Genomic DNA, 889 nt, shown 5'->3' with positions numbered 1-889 from the left:
GCATTATGCAGATCTTGCGGATGCAGTCCATTGTTCTCAAATCGAGACCTGGCAAAAGCTCGGCMTTCATAAAAATCATATTCAACGCCTGAAAGACTTTCAAAGCAGCGAATCTCAAACCCATTTTCAGCACAGTCTAGAACAGATTCAGTTGCACAGTGATTTTGTGCTTTTGCATACAGATGCTGAATATCCACAACAACTGAGTCATTATGAGCATAAGCCGCCACTTTGATGATACGACGGATCAGATTAGTGCGCAGTTACACAGTAGTCATGGTGCTAGCCAGTTGAATTTAGGAAATCTCAGTCATCCTAAAGAAACCGAATCGAGTGAAGGTCGTGGGGAAGGGTTTGAACTAAGGACAGATCAGTGGGGGGTGGTACGAGCAGGGCAAGGTTTACTGATTTCATGAATTAAAAAGTGTGAGAATTTATTTCAGTCAATGCTCTGAAAATTAACAGTTTTTCATGTTTTTTTATTTGAAATCTAATACTTATGCATTGCCCAATTTGCTTTCGATGTAGAACATACCGGTGAATGCTGGCTGCATATCTTGATGATGAGTTTAGGAATTTTTATTGTCTTTATCTGCTGTTATAAGCTTGATATCTTTATTTCTATTGGTTTTTTAATTTTACTGTCATTAATTTTAAACTTTTAAATTATATCCTTTGATATATCCAGAACCACAGCGCAGTCCTTTAAATCGTATGGCTTTGCATGCCAATTATCTGGCTTTTAGCCAGCCGCTGAGTGGTGTTCCGGTTGAGATTGAAGTCGTAGTTCCGTTTTGATGTGGATTATGAAAACGATGGTATCCGGTCAAATTAGTTCTATTTTGTGTAATCATTCAAAATGGTATTTGCCATTTAAAATGGGCTGCCT

3 pseudogenes are annotated in these 889 nt (G+C 38.2%); all 3 read left to right on the top strand.

Going from position 1 to position 889, the window contains the following annotated elements:
* Positions 1–235, top strand: a pseudogene (locus CWI32_RS14990) (DNA-processing protein DprA); the annotation flags it as partial.
* Positions 231–413: pseudogene (locus CWI32_RS14985) on the top strand (type VI secretion system Vgr family protein); the annotation flags it as partial. The pseudogenes CWI32_RS14990 and CWI32_RS14985, both read left to right, overlap by 5 nt.
* A 262-nt stretch (positions 414–675) precedes the next feature.
* A pseudogene (locus CWI32_RS14980) lies at positions 676–798 on the top strand (RNA pseudouridine synthase); the annotation flags it as partial.
* Between the last annotated feature and the right edge of the window lie 91 nt (positions 799–889).

Source organism: Acinetobacter pseudolwoffii (assembly GCF_002803605.1).
Taxonomy (GTDB): Bacteria; Pseudomonadota; Gammaproteobacteria; order Pseudomonadales; family Moraxellaceae; genus Acinetobacter; species Acinetobacter pseudolwoffii.
This window is presented reverse-complemented; position numbering and strand designations above follow the sequence as displayed.